At 67.3% G+C, this 3968-nt stretch carries 5 protein-coding genes and 1 pseudogene; 3 read left to right on the forward strand and 3 right to left on the reverse strand.

Annotation, left to right across the window (positions count from 1 at the left end; translation table 11 throughout):
- Positions 1-338 precede the first annotated feature (338 nt).
- A pseudogene (locus AB0F62_RS42505) lies at positions 339-1000 on the forward strand (sigma-70 family RNA polymerase sigma factor); the annotation flags it as partial.
- Here the strand turns inward: AB0F62_RS42505 and AB0F62_RS42510 are convergent.
- From AB0F62_RS42510 to AB0F62_RS42520, 3 genes are read right to left on the reverse strand one after another with little or no spacing between them, the layout of a single operon-like run.
- Complete coding sequence (locus tag AB0F62_RS42510) at positions 999-1259, reverse strand: CDGSH iron-sulfur domain-containing protein (RefSeq protein WP_361812209.1); 261 nt, start codon at positions 1257-1259, stop codon at positions 999-1001. The pseudogene AB0F62_RS42505 and the gene AB0F62_RS42510 overlap by 2 nt on opposite strands.
- Positions 1240-1893: a HemK2/MTQ2 family protein methyltransferase gene (locus tag AB0F62_RS42515; RefSeq protein WP_361812212.1), complete on the reverse strand. Its 654-nt coding sequence runs from the start codon at positions 1891-1893 to the stop codon at positions 1240-1242. Before AB0F62_RS42515 ends, AB0F62_RS42510 begins: the two co-directional genes overlap by 20 nt.
- Positions 1894-1940: 47 nt before the next feature.
- Positions 1941-2621, reverse strand: coding sequence for an HAD family hydrolase (locus AB0F62_RS42520; RefSeq protein WP_361812215.1), 681 nt, complete (start codon positions 2619-2621; stop codon positions 1941-1943).
- Between the two features lie 360 nt (positions 2622-2981).
- Here AB0F62_RS42520 and AB0F62_RS42525 point away from each other — a divergent pair, with 360 nt between their 5' ends.
- Positions 2982-3305: a plasmid stabilization protein gene (locus tag AB0F62_RS42525; protein WP_361812218.1), complete on the forward strand. Its 324-nt coding sequence runs from the start codon at positions 2982-2984 to the stop codon at positions 3303-3305.
- A gap of 81 nt (positions 3306-3386) precedes the next feature.
- The gene (locus tag AB0F62_RS42530; RefSeq protein ID WP_089228969.1) at positions 3387-3542 is read left to right on the forward strand and encodes a DUF6131 family protein; all 156 of its coding nucleotides are present in this window, start codon (positions 3387-3389) and stop codon (positions 3540-3542) included.
- Positions 3543-3968 lie beyond the last annotated feature (426 nt).

The following is a 3968-nucleotide window of genomic DNA, read 5'->3' on the forward strand; positions in this document are numbered from 1 at the left end:
ATCCACACCGAACCCGGAAGGCCCTCACCCGTTCAAGAGCCCCCAACGGTGATCGTCACCACTGTCCACAACCTCCCCGGACAGAACAGCTAGTCACCTTGCGTCCCTCGCCGCCATCGGAAACGGCCCCCGCACAACTGGCCTCCGATCGCGGATCGTGGCCGACAACCGCCGCTGGGGAGCGGCTTGGGGCGGGCGTCCGGGAGTAGCCGAGAGGCTTCCGTGTGGCAGGCCAGCCAGGAGGGGCGGGGCACATGAGGACGTTAGGCCGAGCGGTCCGAACGGCTTCGCGAGCCGAAGCGGACCCCGCGCGCAGCCGCCACGACGATCTTCCGACGCTGGAAGACGCGACGAAAGTCGCGCCCGGGGATGGCCAGCAGTTGTCGAAGGCGTTGTCCGGCCGGCTGGACGTGCTCGAAGAGGGTACCCCCGAGTACCAGTACGTCAGGAACACGCTCATCGAGCTGAATGTGTCGCTGGTGCGCTTCGCCGCATCGAGGTTCAGCAGCCGCGGGGTGGAGATGGAGGATATCGTCCAGTTCGGGACGATCGGGCTGATCAAGGCCACCGACTGCTTCGACCTGACGAGGGGTGTCCAGTTCACCACCTTCGCCATCCCGTGCATCCGCGGTGAAATCAGGCGGCACTTCCGCGACGCCAGCTGGGCCGTCCATGTGCCGCGTCGTCTGGCAGGAGTTGCGGATCGAACTGGCCAAGGCCGTGGACACGCTAACGCAGACGCTCGGCCGAGACCCCACGGCCGCTGAACTCGCGGCGCTCATGAGGGTGGTGGACGAGCGAGACGTCCGGCAGGGCATCGTCGCCTCCAACGGCTATACGGCCGGATCCCTGGACATCGGGTTCAACCCCGATGACGAAGAGGACGGCATCTACGCGGACTGCTTCGGCGCCGTTAACCCCGCGTTGGAGGGGGGTGGTGGACCTCGTCGCTCTCCGGCCGCTCATCGCCAGGCTCGGTGATCGCGACCGGCGGACGGTCACGACACATGCGGGTCCACCGCCGCTCCGGGGACCTCCTCGGCGCGAGCAGGGTCTGGCCGGACGCGTCGGCGATGGCTGGTGTCGCACCACGGGTACTTATGGCTGCGGCGGCAGGCGCAGACGGCCACGACGAAGCGGTCGGAGCGCACGACGCGGCCGTCGTCCAGGACGACCTCGACGGGACCTTCGATCAGGATCGGTCCGTCCCGGGTGATCGTCACGCGTGTCAGCGACGATTCATCGTTCACGTTCGGCACGGATCACCACCAGCTCTTCCTTCTCTTCCCCTGGTGCTATCAGCCCCCGCGCCTCCAGCCACGCCGAGCGGTCACGCAGCACAGGCCCGAAGGTGATGTACCGGCGCTCGACGACCGTGGCCCGCAGTCCCGCACGACCTAGCCGGCTCAGGGTGCGCTCAACACCACAGATGGCCGAGTGGACCAGGAGCAGGACTCCTCCAGGGGCGAGCAGCGGCGGCGCATCCACACAGACTCGGTCAAGCAGAGCGCGGCCGTCGGACCCCGCATCCCACGCCCGGGCCCGCCCCCAGGCCGGGAGATCTGCTCGCGGAGACGGCATATACGGCGGATTGGCCATGATCAGGTCGAAGCGATGACCTATCACTGGCTCGGTGAGGTCGCCGTGCAGCACCTTGACTCGCAAGCCGTTAAGCCGGGCATTGAACCACGTGGTGCACACTGCACTCACGGATGCGTCCACGGCAGTCACCTGCGCCGCGCCGCATTCGGCGGCGGCGAGCGCCAGCGCGCCGCTTCCCGTCCCGAGATCGAGGACGTCGGCGGCAACGACAAGCTCCCGCTGCATCGCGTCCTCGAGAAGGCAAGTGTCGTCTTGCGGGCGATACACCCCCGGAGGGCACAAAAACCACATAACGTGTGGCTACCCGCGTGTCCGCGATCAAACGGGCGGCACTTTCGCTAGCAGACCGATCGCCACATGGGACTGCTGTCGAGGGAAGCCAGCATGTCGCGTGGGTCGCGGTGCACGGCGGCGGCGCCCGCCTCCTTCAGTTCAGCGTGGCTGATGCCTCCGGAAAGGAGCGCCACGCAGGGGACCCCCGCCTTTCCTGCGGCCTCGATGTCCCACACGGTGTCTCCCACGAATACCGCCCGGTCGGCAGTGACGCCCGCCCGGTCCAGGGCTTGTGCCACCAGGTCAGGCGCCGGCTTGCTCGCGTCGACGTCGTCTTTGCTGGTGGCGTCGGCGATGACGTCGTCGGCGTCGAGTGCTGCCCGCATCACGGCGAGTTCCTTGCCGTCGGCCGATGTGGCCAGGACGACCCGGAAGCCCCGGGCCGCCACCGCCCGCAGCAGGTCGGCGGCACCGTCCAAAGGGGCGAGCGCGGGCCCGTAGGCGCCGTACAGGGCCTTGTGGGCGTCGCTGATCGTGTCGTCCTCGCTGCGGTCGCGGTCCTTACCCAACAGGCGCTCCAGGAGATGGTCGGACCCCATGCCGATACAGCGGTGGATGTTCGCCATCGACACCGTGTGCCCGGCCTGCCGGAACGCCTCCCACCACGAGACCGCGTGGAGGTAGTTGGTGTCGACGAGAGTGCCGTCCATGTCGAACAGGGCCGCGCGCTCGACCTCGTCACTCATGAGGCCGCTCCTTCCGATCGGCTACCGCAGTGGTTCCTGCCAAGGCGGCTACCCGGCATCTCCGAAACGGACGCATGCCCTGCTCCGTAGTGCAGCGATCGGCCACCGCCTGTGTCGGATGTTTTCTGGAGGTACGCGCGCCGGACTCCGCTTAGGGCAGACGACCACGCTGGGATCACTCGGTCGGAGCAACGCGCAGCAAGCATCTTGGCTGAAGGTTCTCCCCCCTCAGCCCCCGGTATCGAGAACCTCAAGGCGAGTCCGGGGTTGCGGGGATCGTCCTTTCTTCGGAAATACCGGTCACGATGGCGGGTAGCAGCTCATAGACGACCTCGGATTGATCACCTGGGAGTGGACGGAATGCCTGCAGGATCGAGCCGCAAGCGTGAGCGGCAGTACGAGCACATCAAGGACAGCGCCAAGGAGCGCGGTGAGAGCGAGAAGCGGGCCGAGGAGATCGCTGCCCGCACGGTCAACAAGGAGCGGGCTCGCGCCGGCGAGTCCAAGACCGCCAGCCGCAGTTCCCTGGAGGACATCTCCTCCGGGCGGCGCGGCGGCCTGCGGTCCGGCAAGGGATCACAAGGCCCGACCCGCGACCAGCTCTACGCGGAGGCCAAACGTCGCAACATCGATGGGCGCTCCCACATGAACAAGGCAGAACTCGAACGCGCGCTCGAAAAGTAGCCGTCGGCTCAGTCCGAGCACCATGCGTTCGCGCCGTCACAGCCATGCGGACCACATACACAGCCGACAACGGAGGGCATCGTGCTCATCCTGGGAATCATCCTGCTGATCATCGGCTTCCTCACCGGGATCTCGATCCTGTGGACCATCGGGATCATCCTGGTGATCATCGGCCTCGTGCTCTGGGTACTGGGCGCTGTTGGGCACAGCGTCGGCGGGCGGAAGCACTACTGGTAGGCAATGCGGTTTCGGTCGTCAGCCGTTTCGGGAGATAGCGCGTGGCCGCCACGGCGGCCGTCGCCATTGCCGCGCCCATGGCTGTCTGGCGCGCGATGCCCTGGACTGCGCGCTGGGCGTTGCGGGCCCGGGGCCCGGCGGCCGCCACGACCATCGTCGGCCGGAAGCTACAGGTCGCGGATCTCATTTGGACCGAGTCGTGGGCAGGTAGGCCACCTGCGAGCCTCGTGCTGGTAGGCGGACAGCCCAGGGACCAGGAAGGTCGGAATGCCTTCCTGGTGCGAGATGCCCGATAGCCACGATGGGCGCACCCTGTAATGAGCGCCGTCTAAGAGTGCCCGGCAATAGGCGTTACTTGAGCCTCTTGGTGGTGGGGCGGCTGTCCCAACGGTAGAGCGGGGTGGCGCGGCGGATGAGCATCCGGAG

The sequence above is a fragment of the Streptomyces sp. NPDC026673 genome, from assembly GCF_040638135.1.
In the GTDB taxonomy this organism is placed as follows: domain Bacteria; phylum Actinomycetota; class Actinomycetes; order Streptomycetales; family Streptomycetaceae; genus Actinacidiphila.

Excerpts from the sequence above, each read along its gene's own strand:
- AB0F62_RS42515 (WP_361812212.1), bottom strand. The coding sequence starts at position 1,893 with ATGTGGTTTTTGTGCCCTCCGGGGGTGTATCGCCCGCAAGACGACACT.
- AB0F62_RS42520 (WP_361812215.1), bottom strand. The coding sequence starts at position 2,621 with ATGAGTGACGAGGTCGAGCGCGCGGCCCTGTTCGACATGGACGGCACT.
- AB0F62_RS42525 (WP_361812218.1), top strand. The coding sequence starts at position 2,982 with ATGCCTGCAGGATCGAGCCGCAAGCGTGAGCGGCAGTACGAGCACATC.